This is a genomic window from Agrobacterium vitis (assembly GCF_013337045.2).
Lineage (GTDB): Bacteria > Pseudomonadota > Alphaproteobacteria > Rhizobiales > Rhizobiaceae > Allorhizobium > Allorhizobium vitis_B.
Genome location: NZ_CP118259.1, coordinates 1,806,087 through 1,820,344, shown reverse-complemented (window position 1 = coordinate 1,820,344; position 14,258 = coordinate 1,806,087). Strand labels below are relative to the sequence as shown.

The following is a 14,258-nucleotide window of genomic DNA, read 5'->3' as shown; positions in this document are numbered from 1 at the left end:
ATGCATCTTTTGCTTGCCCAGCAAGGCTCGATCAGCGACGGGGATGATGCGATAGACCTCGGCCAGACGCCGGGGGATATCCTGTTTCTGTCTGCCGCCGATACCGAGCTGTCCGCCATCGCGGCGGCGCTGACGCGGCAAGCCGAGACCGCGACATGGCGGCTGGCCAGCCTGATGGCGCTGAAACATCCGATGTCGGTCGATACCTATATCGAGCGCACCGCCCGCCATGCAAAACTGATCATTGTCAGGGCGCTGGGTGGGGCCAGCTATTTTCATTATGCGCTGGAAGCGCTGCACGCCTGCGCCCACCGTCATGGGATCAAAATTGCCGTTTTGCCCGGCGACGACAAGCCGGATGCCGGGCTGGAGGCTTTTTCAAACCTGGATGCCCCGGATCTATCGGCGCTTTGGGCCTATCTGATTGAGGGCGGCGATAGCAATGCCAGCCATTTCGTGTCCTATGCGCAAGCGCTGCTGACCAATGCACCAAAACCGCAAGAGGCCTTGCCGTTGTTGAAGGCCGGGCTCTGGTGGCCGGGGCGAGGGACGATTGACGTTCAGGCATGGCAGGTGCTTGCAGGTGATGGGCCAATTGTCGCCCTCTGCTTTTACCGCGCCCTTGTCCAGAGCGGCGAGACCGCGCCGGTTGAGGCGATGATTGAGGCGCTGCAAGCACAGGGGTTGCGGGCCTTGCCGGTGTTTGTCGCCAGTCTGAAGGATGCCGTTTGCGTTGAGACGCTGCGGATGATTTTTAACCAGGCCGCTCCAGATGTGGTGGTCAACACGACAGGCTTTGCCGTTTCTGTTCCGGGCGCCGACGCACCCTCGACCGTGCTGGACGAGCAGGGCGCGGTGGTGTTGCAGGCGCTGTTTTCCTCGTCGCCACGTTCCGTCTGGGACGCATCGATGCAAGGGCTGAGTGCCCGCGATCTTGCCATGAATGTTGCCCTGCCGGAGGTGGATGGGCGGGTGCTGACCCGCGCTGTCTCGTTCAAATCCGCTGCCCGCTATGATGCGCGGGTGGAAACCACCCTGGTCAGCCATGCCCCGGACCCGGGCCGCATGGCCTTCGTCGCCAGTCTGGCCGCCAATTGGGCGCGGCTGAGGCATACACCTTCGCCTGAACGGCAGGTCGCCCTGATCATGGCCAATTATCCCAACCGGGATGGACGGCTGGGCAATGGCGTCGGGCTGGATACGCCTGCTGCCAGTCTTGAAGTGTTGAAGGCCCTGAAGGCCGACGGCTATGACAGCGGCATCCTGCCTGCCAGCTCTGATGCGCTGATGGCGACACTGATGGCCGGTGTCACCAATGCGGCGGTAAAGGGCAGGGTGATCCGCGAAACCTTGCCGCTTGCCGATTACCAGCGGTTTTTCGCGAGGCTGCCTGACAAAATCAGGCAGGAGGTTGGCGACAGATGGGGAGAACCGCAGGCCGATCCGTTTTTCGCTGGCGACGGTTTCGCGCTGCCGCTGCTGCGGTTCGGCAAGGTGATGGTCGGCATCCAGCCAGCGCGCGGCTATAATATCGATCCGAAGGACAGTTATCATTCGCCGGATCTGGTACCGCCGCATGGCTATTTCGCCTTCTACGCATTTTTGCGCCAGACATTTGGCGTTCACGCGATCATCCATATGGGCAAGCACGGCAATCTGGAATGGTTGCCGGGCAAGGCGCTGGCGCTGAGTGAGAGCTGTTATCCCGAAGCGGTGCTGGGTCCGGTGCCGCATCTCTATCCCTTTATCGTAAACGATCCCGGCGAAGGCACGCAGGCCAAGCGCCGGACCAGCGCTGTCATTATCGACCATCTTACGCCGCCGCTGACCAGGGCGGAAAGCTACGGTCCGCTGAAGGATCTGGAAGCGCTGGTCGATGAATATTACCAGGCGATGGGCGGTGATCCGCGCCGGGTTACCCTGTTGAAAACCCAGATCCTCGATCTGGTCGCCGATATTGGTCTGGATGAGGATGCAGGCATTGCCGGGGGCGAGGCGGAGGAGGTCAAGCTGACCAAGCTCGACGCCTATCTCTGCGACCTCAAGGAAATGCAGATTCGCGATGGCCTGCATATTTTCGGGCAGGCACCGGAAGGCCGGTTGCTGACCGATCTGGTTGTGGCCTTGGCGCGGGTGCCGCGTGGACAAGGGCAGAGCCAAGGGGGCCAAGGCGGCGATGCCAGTCTGCACCGGGCGATTGCTGCGGATGCGCTTGGCGGATGGGCCGATTTCGACCCTCTGGACTGTGTGTTTTCCGATATCTGGGACGGGCCGCAACCCGACCTTCTGAGAAACGTCACACTAGCCCCCTGGCGCACCAAGGGCGATACGGTCGAGCGGATCGAATTGCTAGCAGCAGACATGGTGTCAGGCAGGCTTGCCTGTCCCGAAGACTGGCAAAACACAAGCGCTGTTCTGGATGAGGTTGAAGCCCGGCTGAAGCCGAGCGTGATCAAATCCGGCCCAGCCGAAATTGCCGGACTGCTCAAAGGACTATCCGGTCGGTTCGTCGCTCCCGGCCCATCCGGTGCGCCGACGCGCGGGCGGCCGGATGTGCTACCGACCGGCCGTAACTTCTACTCCGTCGATAGCCGCGCCGTGCCGACACCCGCCGCTTACCAACTTGGCCAAAAATCCGCCGAACTGCTGGTTGCCCGCTATGTGCAGGATCATGGCGAATGGCCAGTGTCCTTCGGTATCACTGCGTGGGGGACCAGCAATATGCGCACGGGCGGCGATGATATTGCCCAGGCGCTGGCGCTGATCGGCGTCAAGCCGCTTTGGGACAACGCCTCGCGCCGGGTGACGGGCTATGAGATCATTCCCCAGGCGATTTTAGGTCGCCCGCGTGTTGATGTGACGCTGCGGATCTCAGGGTTTTTCCGTGATGCTTTTCCTGAGCAGATCGCCCTGTTCGACAAGGCGGTGCGGGCAGTTGGCGCTTTGGATGAGGATGCGGCGGATAACCCGATTGCAGCGCGTATCAAGGCTGAAACAGTCTTGTTCCAGCAACAGGGGCTGGACGAAAAGACCGCCAGTCGCCGGGCGGGCTACCGGGTGTTCGGCTCGAAACCCGGCGCTTACGGAGCGGGCCTGCAAGCCTTGATCGATGAAAAGGGCTGGGAGCGCCGGGCCGATCTGGCCGAGGCCTATCTGGTCTGGGGCGCTTACGCTTACGGCGCGGGCGAAGAAGGCAAGGCTGAGCGCGGTCTGTTCGAAGAGCGTTTGCAGGGCGTGCAGGCGGTGGTGCAGAACCAGGACAATCGCGAGCATGATTTGCTGGATAGCGACGATTACTATCAGTTCGAGGGCGGCATGACGGCGGCGGTCGAGCAGCTCTCGGGTCGCAGGCCAACCGTCTATCACAACGACCATTCCCGACCGGAAAAGCCTGTCATCCGCACACTGGAGGAAGAGATTGGCCGGGTGGTGCGCGCTCGTGTCGTCAATCCGAAATGGATCGAAGGCGTGATGCGGCATGGCTATAAGGGCGCGTTTGAAATTGCCGCGACGGTGGATTATCTGTTCGCCTTTGCCGCCACCACCGGTGCCGTGCGCCAGCCGCATTTCGAAGCCGTTTACCGGGCTTTTATCGGCGATGACCGGGTGCGGGCTTTCATGACTGATAAAAACCCGGCAGCGCTGAAGGACATGTCGCAGCGGTTGTTGGAAGCCATCGAGCGTGGCCTCTGGACGCCGCGCAGCAATTCGGCGAGATATCATTTGTCCCAGATTTCTGACGCCCAGATTTTACAGACGATCCAATTGGAGAATGCCCTATGACCGAAACCGTCGATAGCGGAGCCGTTGCAGCAGCATCGGACGATCTTGCCCGCCACGCCGAGAAAATGGCGAAGAAAAAGGCTGCGCGCGACAAGATCATGGCGACCAAGACCGGCGAAAAGGGCCTGGTCATCGTCCATACCGGCAAGGGCAAGGGAAAGTCCTCGGCAGCCTTCGGGATGATCTTCCGCCATATTGCCCATGACAAGAAATGCGCGGTCGTGCAATTCATCAAGGGCGCGATGTCAACTGGAGAGCGCGACCTGATCCTGCGGCATTTTTCCGACCTCTGCGCCTTCCACACCATGGGCGAGGGCTTTACCTGGGAAACCCAGGACAAGGCACGCGACATGGCCATGGCCAGAGCCGCCTGGGACAAGGCCAAGGAACTGATCCGCGATCCCGCCAACAGCATGGTGCTGCTCGATGAAATCAATATCGCTATCCGCTACGACTATATCGATCTCAGCGAAGTCGTCGCTTTCCTGTCGGAAGAAAAGCCGCCCATGACCCATGTGGTGCTGACAGGCCGCAATGCCAAGGATGAGCTGATCGAGATTGCCGATCTGGTGACGGAAATGGAACTGGTCAAACACCCGTTCCGTTCCGGCATCAAGGCTCAGTTGGGTGTGGAGTTCTGATGGCCCAGAACTGAGTATTCTGGCGCGCGCGCTGTTATTTGATCGGGGCTGTTACAGTCGCTCTTCCAGGCTCATGCGCTGGTGAAGGACACGGAGGATGTCGATCCCCTCAGCATTGATCCGGTAAAAGATCACGTGCGCGCCCTCGGAAAAACCGAAAAGGCCTTCCCTGATGTTGTCATGCTTTTGCCCCGAATAGGGAAATTCGGCGAGAAACTCGAACCTGCTAAACAAGGCTCGCAGATAATCGTTTCTCTGACGCTTGCCCCAGGTTTTGTTGGTGTAACGACCGAGATCCTCGACATCGAGACGTGCTATTTCAGTGACCCGATAGCTTTTGCCGCTCATTGTTCGCGGTCGAGTTTTTCATTGAGTGATTTGAGCGACCAATCCTCTGCAAATTCTCCACGATCTGCTTGTTGCCAGCCCATGTCGATCTGATGGCGCAAAATTTTCAGCTTTTCTTCCCGCTCCTCCAACTCGCGGAGCGCGTCGCGCACCACTTCGCTCGCAGAGGCATAGCGGCCACTGTTTATCTGCTGCTTGATGAAGCCTTCCCAATGCGGGCCAAGTGTCAGGCTGGTTGTTGCCATGGGTAAACCTCTATCCGGTATTCAAAATGAATATAGTGGATGGTTGTAAACATAGCAACGTGGTTCAGATCCCCATCCAGACCCGCACCGGATTGGTCGGGTCCAGCAGCAGCTTTATCGCCAGCCCGATGCAGGTGACGATCAACAGCGGTTTGATGATTTTGGCGCCGCTTTTCATTGCCAGTTTCGAGCCGGTCTGGGCGCCGAGGAACTGACCGATGCCCATGACAATGCCGATTTTCCACAAAACCACGCCGTTGAACACGAAGACCAGGAAGGCACCGACATTGGAGCCGAAATTCAGCAGTTTTGTGTGGGCGGTGGCCTTCAACATGCCGAAACCGGCGAGCGAAACGAAGGCCAGCATCAGGAAAGAGCCGGTGCCGGGGCCGAACACGCCGTCATAAATGGCGATCAGCGGGGCAAGGGTCAGGCCGAACAGGAAAGGCGTCATTCGCTGGTGGCTATCGACGTCGGAAATATTTGGCTTCAGGGCAAAATAAGCGGCAATTGCCACCAGCAGAAACGGCATTAGCGCTTTCAGCACATCGCCCGGCACATAGGTCGCGATAACAGCGCCAATCGCGCCGCCCAGCACCGACATGGCGGCCATCGGCAATTGCTTCTTCAGGTTGACATGGCCCTTGCGGCTATAGGCGATGGTGGCAGAGGCCGAGCCGAACATGCCCTGCAATTTGTTGGTTCCCAGCGTTTCCAGCGGCGGAATACCGGCAATCAGCATGGCCGGAATGGTGATCAACCCGCCGCCACCGGCAATCGAATCGACAAAACCTGCAATGAAGGCGGCAAAAAACAGAAAGATCAGGGCTTGGATGGCAATATCGGTCATGGGAAATCCGGAGAAGAGTTGAATATCAAGCCTCATACTGCATTCCCTGCCAAACGGTAATCGGTTTGAGAGGAAAATTTTCCGTGAGAATGATCTTGACCGTGGGCGGATCGTCTTCGGCTGAAATTGCGGTTTGACCCGGCTCGGGCGCTTCGCTATTCCTGCCCGCCAAGATGTGCGACGGCGCCTGTTCGACAGGCTGGAATCGTCCGGTGCGGCTGACCCAACCAGGGGGCCAATTCCGGAGCTGTCCCAAAGGCCATAGGAGATGCCGGAAAAACCGGCAGCTCCGGCGCTTCGTACATAAAACGAAACGAAGCATGGAGCCTTTTGTCATGGCAGAAAAACTCGGAATCATGGTCTGTGGACATGGTAGCCGCAACCAGAATGCGGCGCGCGAATTCGCTGTCATCGCTGAAGGGCTGAAGGCGCGCAATCCCGACCTGCCGGTCGAATACGGCTATCTGGAATTCTGCAACCCGGTGATCTCGGCGGGCCTCGACAGTCTGCGGGAAAAGGGCGTCACCAGGGTTCTGGCCGTGCCGGGCATGCTGTTTGCCGCGGGCCATGCCAAGAACGATATTCCCTCCGTGCTGAATACCTATCAGGCGCAGAACCCCGGCATGGTGATCAACTATGGACGCGAGCTTGGTATCGACCTGAAGATGATCCGCGCTGCCGGTGACCGCATCCAGGCTGCCGTGGACGAGGCGAATGGGCAACTGGGTTTTGTCGATAAGCATGACACGCTGCTGATGGTGGTCGGGCGGGGCTCTTCCGATCCCGATGCCAATTCCAACGCTACCAAGGTGATGCGGATGCTGTGGGAAGGCATGGGTTTTGGCTGGGGCGAAACCTGTTATTCCGGCGTGACCTTTCCGCTGGTCGAGCCGGGCCTGACCCATGCCGCCAAGCTGGGCTACAAGCGTATTATCGTCTTCCCCTATTTCCTGTTTACCGGCGTGCTGGTGAAGCGAATTTACAGCTATACCGATGACGTGGCGGCCCGCCATCCGGATATCCAGTTCGTCAAGGCCAGCTATCTCAACGATCATCCGCTGGTGCTGGATGCCTTTCAGGACCGGGTGCGCGAAATCCTCGAAGGCGCTGCGGTGATGAACTGCCAGATGTGCAAATACCGCGAACAGGTTTTAGGCTTTGAGGCCGATATCGGCCAGCCGCAGGAAAGCCACCACCATCATGTCGAGGGCATTGGCGGCGGGCTGGAAGACTGTCCGTGCAAGGGCGATTGCGACGCCTCCTGCCGTGATCAGGAGTTCTGTCTCAAGCATGGCCTGCCGTGGACGCCGGTGCATAGCCATGCCGATCCGGCACCGCTGCAACCGGCTTTCGACTATGGCGCTTCGACAACGCTTGGCGGCAAATACGGGCATTTGCTGAATGCCAGCCCCGATGCCGGGCTGGAAGCGGTGATGAATGCGCCGTCCAGCGGCAAGGCGCATGTCCACGAACACGGGCCGGATTGCGGCTGTGGTCATGACCATAGCCACGACCACCATGGGCATGATCATCACGGACATGAGCACCATGACCACACGCATGACCACCATCACGACCATGGACACGCCCACAGCCACACCCATGCGCCTTATCCCCATGCGGATCATCCGCTCGGGCCAAAATCCATGAAGAAGACCTGATGGCCTTATTCGACCGCATCTTGATCGTGGACTGGTCCGGCGCAGCCAAACCGGTGACGGGCAAGAATTCCATCTGGGCCTGCCTTGTCGATTGCGGTGAGGCAGGCCCCGAGATCGTCTGGCTGGAAAACTTCCCCACCCGTGCCGCCTTCATGGCGCGGTTTGAGGACGTCGTCAGCGATGCGCTGGCGGCGGGCAAGCGCCTGCTGGCCGGTTTCGATTTCGCTTTCGGTTATCCCAGGGGTACGGCGGCGCGGGTGACGGGTGCTGCGGATTGGCAAAGCCTGTGGCGCACCATTGCCCGTGAGGTTGAAGACGGTGCTGATAACGCCAATAACCGTTTCGCGCTGGCCGCGCGCTGGAACCGGGACTATTTTGCTCGGGAGCCGCGCTTCTGGGGCAGGCCGCAGGCGCTGGATTTAGACGGTCTGCCCGCAACAAAGCCCGCTGCACCCACCAGCGCGCCTTTTACCATGCGGCTTTCGGAGCGGCATGCGCGCGGCGCAAAATCCGTCTGGCAATTGGCCTATGCTGGGTCGGTCGGCAGCCAGAGCCTGCTGGGCATTGCCCGGCTGAGCCGTTTTCTCGACGGGCATCCGAACCGTGACAAGATTGCGGTCTGGCCGTTTGAGACTGGCTTTACGGCTGGAAATGCGGAAAAACGACAGGGTGCCTTTGGGCGACTCGATGCCCAGCCGGGCAGTTCCTGCGGCAACCATCATGTGGTTTTGGCGGAAATTTATCCCTCGCTGTTTTCGCTGGGGGATCACGAGAATGAAGTGAAGGATGCCGTGCAGGTACGCGGGGTGGCTGTAGCCTTTGCCGGGTTCGATGCGGAGGGGATGTTGGGGAGGCTGTTTGAACGGCCCCACATGCTCTCGGATGAGGAGATTGACGTGACGACGCAGGAAGAGGGCTGGGTGCTGGGCATCGGCCATGAGGATCTGGTTATGGAAGATCTGGCCGCAACAGGTGCGGAGCTTCCGTTAGGCGAGCTGGATGACGCAGCGGAAGAGGTCAGGCAGACCCGAGCGCTCGACTATATCCGCCAGCCAGCCGAGATCTACCGCCAGTCCTTCGAGACCATCCGGCGCGAGGCCAATCTTGACCGGTTTCCTGTCACCATGCAGCCGCTGGTGATCCGCTTGATTCATGCCTGCGGCATGATCGATCTGGCTGATAACATCGTGTTTTCGCAAGGCGCGTTCGAGGCAGGCGCTAAGGCACTTGCCGCCGGTGCGCCCATTCTCTGCGATGCGGAAATGGTTCGGCACGGCATTATCCGCAGTCTTCTGCCAGCGGAAAACGAAGTGATCTGCCTGATCAATGATGTCAGGGTGCGGCCACTGGCTGCCTGGGCAGGCAATACCCGCTCGGCGGCGCAGGTCAATCTTTGGGCTGGTCAGCTGGAAGGCGCTGTCGTGGCCATCGGCAATGCACCGACGGCGCTGTTTCGCCTCCTGGAACTGCTGGATCAGGGCGCACCGCAGCCAGCATTGATCCTCGGTCTGCCTGTCGGTTTTGTCGGGGCGGCTGAAAGCAAGGCAGAGCTTGCCGCCAACAGCCGGGGCGTGCCGTTCATTGCCGTTCAAGGGCGGCGAGGCGGTTCTGCCATGGCATCGGCTGCGGTCAATGCGCTGGCGGGAGGGCTCGGCGCAAATGACTGAGGCCTCCAGCGATCCATGGTTGACCATTATCGGCATCGGTGATGGCAGTCTCGCCAGCCTGACGCCGCAGCAGCTTGCCCATCTCAGCGAAGCCCAGGTGCTGGTGCTCGGTGAACGGTTGGAGCATGCGGTGGCCGATGCCATTCCCCATGTGCGACGCATTCTCACCTGGGGGGCCGGTTTTCGCGAAACGCTGGATCAGCTTCTGGCACTGCGCGGCACGCCGGTCGTGGTGGTGGCAACCGGCGATCCCATGCATTTCGGCATCGGTGCTACGCTGCGGCGCTATGTGCAGCCAGAGGAAATGCGGGTCCTGCCCAGCCCCTCGGCCTTTTCGCTGGCCGCCGCCCGGCTTGGCTGGCCCTTGCAAAGTGTGGCACAGATTTCGCTGCATGGCCGCCCGCTGTCCTATCTCAACCGGCATGTGCTGCCGGGTGCGCGAATCCTCGCCCTGACCTCCAATGCCGAAACGGTTTTCGAGGCTGCCGACCTGCTGGTGCGGCGCGGCTTTGGGGCGTCCATGCTGCATGTGCTGGAACATATGGGCGGTGCGCTGGAGCGCATTCTGCACATCACCGCACAAGACCTGCTGGCGCAGCTGCCGGGGATTGCCGATTTCAACACGCTGGCCGTAGATTGCGCCGGTGCAGGGACGATTCTCTCGCCGGTGCCGGGCCTGCCGGACGATGCCTTCCGTCACGATGGGCAATTGACCAAGCGTGAGGTGAGGGCGGTAACGCTTGCACATCTGGCACCGTTTCCCAATGCGTTGCTCTGGGATGTCGGTGCCGGTTGCGGCTCCATCGCCATTGAATGGTTGCGCGCTGGCATGGGCACCCGTGCTATCGCAATCGAGCCGAAGCCCGAGCGGCTGGCGATGATGCGCGACAATGCCGAGGTGCTGGGCGTGCCGGATCTGGAGATTGTCGAGGCCGAAGCACCGGCGGGACTGCTGAAGCTTGATCCGCCGGATGTGATTTTCATCGGCGGCGGCATCAACACTGAAGGTCTGTTTGAGGCCTGCTGGCAGGCGCTGAAGCCAGGCGGACGGCTGGTCGCCAATGCCGTGACGCTGGAAGGCGAGGCACAGCTTGTGACGTTGCGCGGCCTGCATGGCGGTGAGATGAGCCGGATTTCCGTGTCGCGCGCAGCACCCGTCGGTCGGTTCTGCGGCTGGAAATCGCTGATGCCGGTGACAACATGGAGTGTTTCCAAATGACGGGTAAACTCTATGGTCTGGGCCTTGGCCCCGGCGATCCGGAACTGATGACCTTGAAGGCGCATCGCATCCTGACCTCCGTTTCGGTGATTGCCTATCCGGCACCGGATACCGGCCCAAGCTTTGCCCGTCAGATTGCCGCGCCCTATCTGCGGGCCGACCAGCTTGAGGTGCCTATGATCGTGCCGATGCGGGTGGAGCGCTATCCGGCCCAGGAAATTTATGACGCTGCCGCTGTGACCCTGTCGCATCATCTGGATGCTGGTTCGGATGTGGCGGTGCTGTGCGAGGGTGATCCGTTTTTCTACGGCTCGTTCATGTATCTGTTCGAGCGGCTGGCGCATCGCTATCCGACCGAAGTCGTTCCCGGCGTCTCGTCGATGATGGCCGCCGCCGCTGCCTATGGCCGACCGCTGGCGGCCCGCAACGATGTGCTGACTGTGTTGCCAGGCCCGCTGGAGGATGATGTCCTGCGCAGCCGGATCGAAAGCGCCTCTGCCGTCGCCATCATTAAACTGGGACGGCATTTCCCCCGCATTCGAGCACTGATCGACGCCATGGGCCTGACGGCAAATGCCGGTTATGTCGAGCGGGTGTCGCTGCAAAGCGAGCGCCTGCTGCCGCTGGGCGATGTCGCAGAATATGTTGCCCCGTATTTCTCGATGATCCTGATTTACAAGGGGGCAGAGGGCTGGGCGCTCAGTGCGGCTCCGCAAACGGAAAGACTTTGATGACGACGCCCCAAAAAACCGGCAATACAAAACCCGCTATTGTCATTCTGATGCCAACGGCGCTGGCCTTGGCGCGGCGCATTGTCGAGGCCGTTGGCGGTGAGGTTCACGCCGCCGCCTCCCGTGTGGAAGGGGCTGATCAGACCTTTGACGATGTGAAAAGCCATGTCCGGGCGTTGTTTTCTGCGGGCCGTCCGATCATTGCTGTCATGGCATCGGGTGCCTTGATCCGGCTGCTGGCCCCATTGCTTGCCGACAAACAGTCCGAACCGCCGGTGCTCTGCGTGTCCGAGGATGGCGCTTCCGTCGTGCCACTGCTGGGCGGCCATCACGGTGCCAATGACATGGCGCGAGCGGTGGCTAAGGCCCTGGATGCCCATGCGGCAATTACCACGGCGGGTGATCTGCGGTTTGGTGTGGCTTTGGATGTGCCGCCTGAGGGCTATGTGCTGGCCAATCCCGAACAGGCCAAGACCGTCATGGCCGAACTGGTGGCCGGGGCAAGTGTCCGTCTGGTTGGCGATGCGGAGTGGCTGGCGGCGTCCCGCCTTGCCTTTGACGACGAGGGCAAGGTGACGCTGACCGTCACCGATCAGCGCAGAACGGCGGGGCCGCTGGAACTGGTTTATCACCCGAATACCCTGGTGCTGGGCATGGGTTGCGAGCGCCATGCCTCCGTTGAAGAGGCGATTGCCCTGGCGCAGCAGGCATTGGATATATCGGGTCTTGCCGCCGAAAGCCTTGCCGCCGTGGCCTCGATTGACGTTAAAGCCGATGAGGCGGCAATCCATGCGGTGGCCGCGCATTTCGGTGTGCCCGCCCGGTTCTTTTCCGCCGAGCGGCTGGAACAGGAATGGCCCCGGATGCAAAATCCATCGGACGTGGTGTTTGCCGAAGTCGGTTGCCACGGCGTGGCGGAGGGTGCTGCGCTGGTGGTGGCCGGTTCGGATGGGGTGCTGGTTCTGCCCAAGATCAAATCGAAAGGCGTCACCGCTGCGCTTGGCCGCAGCGCACAGCCCATCAAAGTCGAAAACCTTGGCCGCGCCCGTGGGACATTGTTCGTGGTCGGCATCGGGCCGGGGTCGGAAGGCTGGCGCTCGCCGGAAGTCTCGCGCATGGTGGCCGCGTCGAGTGATCTCGTTGGCTATTCGCTTTATCTCGACCTGCTGGGATCGCTCACTGATGGCAAGGCGCGGCATGATTTCGACCTTGGCAAGGAAGAAGCCCGCGTGGTCCATGCCATGGAACTGGCGGGCGAGGGCAAGACGGTGGCGCTGGTCTGTTCCGGCGATGCCGGCATTTATGCCATGGCGACGCTGGTGTTTGAGCTGTTGGACAAGGGCGGAATTTCTGCGGGCGCGCAGCGGATCGAGGTGCAGGTTTCGCCGGGCATTTCCGCGCTTCAGGCTGCCGCCGCCCGGATCGGCGCGCCGCTTGGCCATGATTTCTGCACCATTTCGCTATCGGACCTGTTGACGCCCTGGGAGCATATCCAGCGCCGGGTGAGGGCGGCGGGCGAGGGCGATTTCGTCATCGCCTTTTACAATCCGGTGTCGATGAAGCGGCGCACGCAGCTGGCCTATGCCCGCGACCAGCTCCTCACGTATCGCCCGGCTGACACACCGGTCATTCTCGCCACCAATCTTGGCCGTCCTGGCGAGACGGTGCGGGTGGTGCCACTGGCTGGCTTGAATGTCGATGATGTCGATATGCTGACGGTGGTCATCGTCGGTTCGTCAGAAAGCCGCACCGTCAAAACCGGTGACGGAAAGACCTGGGTTTACACGCCGCGCGGCTATTCCGGCAAGGCGGGTACGGCGATGGCTAATAGAGGCTGATCTATGTCAATAGAAATGTTGCTCAGTTGCCTTTTACGTTATGCCCCTTTGTCTGGGTTTCTTGCTGCTTTTGCAGCATTTTTCGTCGGCTGGGATCAGTCTCGTGCTCGTCGGCGAGAGCAAATTATTGCAAGCAAAAACAAGAGAATTGAGCTTCTAATTACTACTATTGGTGATGTGATACGTGTCGCCCGTGCATGGGAGTTGGGATTGAATAAGGAAGATGCTCCTTATGAAATGGAATCTCAATCTTATAGAGCGGTCGCCATAGCTCAAGCATTGTTGATATCAGACGATCCGACGGAAAAGGCTCTGATAGATGCACTTGAGAAATTCAAAGGATCTAGGAGTGGAAACGTCAAAGAGGAAAGTGAAACATTATTAAATTGCACGCGGTCGGTTGTTGAGCGAATTCGGAAATCTAAGAAGGTACAGTTTTAAATGACAGTTTATTTCATCGGTGCCGGTCCAGGTGCACCCGACCTGATCACCGTGCGGGGCTTGAGGCTGATTGAGCGCTGCCCGGTCTGCCTTTATGCGGGATCGCTGGTGCCGGAGGAAATCGTCAAGGCCGCGCCTGCTGATGCCCTGGTCAAGGATACCGCGCCGATGCATCTGGATGAGATCATCACCGAGATCCAGGCGGCCCATGCACGGGGCCAGGATGTGGCGCGGGTCCATTCCGGCGATCCGGCCATCTACGGGGCGATTGCCGAACAGATGCGCAGGCTGGACGCGCTGGATATTCCCTATGACGTGGTGCCGGGCGTGCCCGCCTTTGCGGCGGCGGCTGCAAGGTTGAAGACCGAATTGACCCTGCCGGAAGTGGCCCAGACGGTCATCATTACCCGCACGGAGATGAAGGCGTCGTCGATGCCGGAATTCGAAACGCTTGAAATCCTCGGTAAATCCCGCGCCACGCTGGCCATTCATCTGTCGATCCGCAATCTCAACCATATCCGCGAGACCCTGACGCCTTACTATGGCGAGGATTGCCCGGTGGTGATTGCCTACCGCGCCACATGGCCGGATGAATTGTTCATTCGCACCACGCTGAAGGACATGGCGGAGGAGGTGCGCAAGGCGAAGATTACCCGAACGGCGCTGGTCATGGTCGGCAAGGTGTTTGGCGATGTCGCCTTCCGCGACAGCGATCTCTACAATTCTGATTTTTCCCATGTGCTGCGCAATGTGGGCAAGAAGGGTGTATCCAAGAAAAACCAGGCCGTCTGACGGCAACAGTGGTTGCGGGATGGCGCAAGGCCGCTATTGTCC

12 protein-coding genes are annotated in these 14,258 nt (G+C 60.2%); 9 read left to right on the top strand and 3 right to left on the bottom strand.

Translation table 11 applies throughout. The annotated features are described in order from the left end of the window. Positions 1–3,783 carry a cobaltochelatase subunit CobN gene (gene cobN / locus G6L01_RS08780; RefSeq protein ID WP_070164967.1) on the top strand — a complete coding sequence of 1,261 codons (3,783 nt, stop codon included), beginning with the start codon at positions 1–3 and terminating at the stop codon, positions 3,781–3,783. Continuing rightward, on the top strand, positions 3,780–4,424 hold the full coding sequence (gene cobO / locus G6L01_RS08775; RefSeq protein WP_070164966.1) for a cob(I)yrinic acid a,c-diamide adenosyltransferase: 645 nt from the start codon (positions 3,780–3,782) through the stop codon (positions 4,422–4,424). Before cobN ends, cobO begins: the two co-directional genes overlap by 4 nt. A gap of 51 nt (positions 4,425–4,475) precedes the next feature. On the opposite strand, the gene G6L01_RS08770 is transcribed toward cobO, so the two are convergent. From G6L01_RS08770 to G6L01_RS08760, 3 genes are all read right to left on the bottom strand, one after another. After that, positions 4,476–4,772, bottom strand: coding sequence for a type II toxin-antitoxin system RelE/ParE family toxin (locus G6L01_RS08770; protein WP_070164965.1), 297 nt, complete (start codon positions 4,770–4,772; stop codon positions 4,476–4,478). Further along, the gene (locus G6L01_RS08765; RefSeq protein WP_070164964.1) at positions 4,769–5,017 is read right to left on the bottom strand and encodes a type II toxin-antitoxin system ParD family antitoxin; all 249 of its coding nucleotides are present in this window, start codon (positions 5,015–5,017) and stop codon (positions 4,769–4,771) included. The genes G6L01_RS08770 and G6L01_RS08765 overlap by 4 nt, the downstream gene beginning before the upstream one ends. Positions 5,018–5,081: 64 nt before the next feature. Then, entirely contained in the window at positions 5,082–5,867 is a 786-nt protein-coding gene (locus G6L01_RS08760; RefSeq protein ID WP_070165154.1) for a TSUP family transporter, read from the bottom strand. Positions 5,868–6,202: 335 nt separating this feature from the next. Between G6L01_RS08760 and G6L01_RS08755 the strand changes: the two genes are divergently transcribed. From G6L01_RS08755 to cobM, 7 genes are all read left to right on the top strand, one after another. Continuing rightward, on the top strand, positions 6,203–7,528 hold the full coding sequence (locus tag G6L01_RS08755) for a sirohydrochlorin chelatase (RefSeq protein ID WP_070165153.1): 1,326 nt from the start codon (positions 6,203–6,205) through the stop codon (positions 7,526–7,528). A 995-nt stretch (positions 7,529–8,523) separates the two neighbouring features. Next, positions 8,524–9,195, top strand: coding sequence for a precorrin-8X methylmutase (locus G6L01_RS08750; RefSeq protein ID WP_070165152.1), 672 nt, complete (start codon positions 8,524–8,526; stop codon positions 9,193–9,195). Beyond that, on the top strand, positions 9,188–10,414 hold the full coding sequence (cbiE, locus tag G6L01_RS08745) for a precorrin-6y C5,15-methyltransferase (decarboxylating) subunit CbiE (protein ID WP_070164962.1): 1,227 nt from the start codon (positions 9,188–9,190) through the stop codon (positions 10,412–10,414). The genes G6L01_RS08750 and cbiE overlap by 8 nt, the downstream gene beginning before the upstream one ends. Next, positions 10,411–11,145 (top strand): precorrin-2 C(20)-methyltransferase, encoded by a 735-nt coding sequence (cobI, locus tag G6L01_RS08740; protein WP_070164961.1) that lies wholly within the window; start codon positions 10,411–10,413, stop codon positions 11,143–11,145. The genes cbiE and cobI overlap by 4 nt, the downstream gene beginning before the upstream one ends. Then, the gene (gene cobJ, locus G6L01_RS08735; protein ID WP_071206444.1) at positions 11,145–12,983 is read left to right on the top strand and encodes a precorrin-3B C(17)-methyltransferase; all 1,839 of its coding nucleotides are present in this window, start codon (positions 11,145–11,147) and stop codon (positions 12,981–12,983) included. Before cobI ends, cobJ begins: the two co-directional genes overlap by 1 nt. A 3-nt stretch (positions 12,984–12,986) precedes the next feature. After that, positions 12,987–13,424, top strand: a complete 438-nt coding sequence (locus G6L01_RS08730; RefSeq protein ID WP_070164959.1) for a hypothetical protein — start codon at positions 12,987–12,989, stop codon at positions 13,422–13,424. Further along, positions 13,425–14,216 carry a precorrin-4 C(11)-methyltransferase gene (gene cobM / locus G6L01_RS08725; protein WP_070164958.1) on the top strand — a complete coding sequence of 264 codons (792 nt, stop codon included), beginning with the start codon at positions 13,425–13,427 and terminating at the stop codon, positions 14,214–14,216. It abuts the gene before it with no gap. Positions 14,217–14,258 lie beyond the last annotated feature (42 nt).

Bases quoted from the DNA above. Each gene is read 5' to 3' on its own strand.
- cobN (WP_070164967.1), top strand. From the start codon at position 1: ATGCATCTTTTGCTTGCCCAGCAAGGCTCGATCAGCGACGGGGATGAT.
- cobO (WP_070164966.1), top strand. From the start codon at position 3,780: ATGACCGAAACCGTCGATAGCGGAGCCGTTGCAGCAGCATCGGACGAT.
- G6L01_RS08770 (WP_070164965.1), bottom strand. From the start codon at position 4,772: ATGAGCGGCAAAAGCTATCGGGTCACTGAAATAGCACGTCTCGATGTC.
- G6L01_RS08765 (WP_070164964.1), bottom strand. From the start codon at position 5,017: ATGGCAACAACCAGCCTGACACTTGGCCCGCATTGGGAAGGCTTCATC.
- G6L01_RS08760 (WP_070165154.1), bottom strand. From the start codon at position 5,867: ATGACCGATATTGCCATCCAAGCCCTGATCTTTCTGTTTTTTGCCGCC.
- G6L01_RS08755 (WP_070165153.1), top strand. From the start codon at position 6,203: ATGGCAGAAAAACTCGGAATCATGGTCTGTGGACATGGTAGCCGCAAC.
- cbiE (WP_070164962.1), top strand. From the start codon at position 9,188: ATGACTGAGGCCTCCAGCGATCCATGGTTGACCATTATCGGCATCGGT.
- cobI (WP_070164961.1), top strand. From the start codon at position 10,411: ATGACGGGTAAACTCTATGGTCTGGGCCTTGGCCCCGGCGATCCGGAA.
- cobJ (WP_071206444.1), top strand. From the start codon at position 11,145: ATGACGACGCCCCAAAAAACCGGCAATACAAAACCCGCTATTGTCATT.
- G6L01_RS08730 (WP_070164959.1), top strand. From the start codon at position 12,987: ATGTCAATAGAAATGTTGCTCAGTTGCCTTTTACGTTATGCCCCTTTG.
- cobM (WP_070164958.1), top strand. From the start codon at position 13,425: ATGACAGTTTATTTCATCGGTGCCGGTCCAGGTGCACCCGACCTGATC.